Annotated in this window: 1 protein-coding gene; it reads left to right on the forward strand. The window is 51.6% G+C overall.

From position 1 onward, the window contains the following. The coding region (locus HBA93_RS22015; protein ID WP_286202136.1) for an ATP-binding protein at positions 1-258 on the forward strand (258 nt) is incomplete at both ends.

The raw sequence follows: 258 nt of genomic DNA on the forward strand, positions 1-258 counted from the left end.
GCCAATTTCATTGATGTTAATCTTGATGCCGAAGGTTTCCTGACAGTCAGTGATAATGGACGCGGTATTCCGGTTGAGCTTCATCCACAGGTGCCGGGCAAATCAACGCTTGAAGTGATTATGACTAAGCTTCATGCTGGTGGTAAATTCGACGGCAAAGCCTATGAGACTTCCGGTGGTCTGCATGGTGTTGGTGTTTCTGTGGTCAACTCCTTGTCCGACCTGCTCGAAGTCGAAGTCGCCCGTGCCCGCCGCCTC

Source organism: Ochrobactrum sp. SFR4 (assembly GCF_019730395.1).
GTDB lineage: Bacteria > Pseudomonadota > Alphaproteobacteria > Rhizobiales > Rhizobiaceae > Pseudochrobactrum.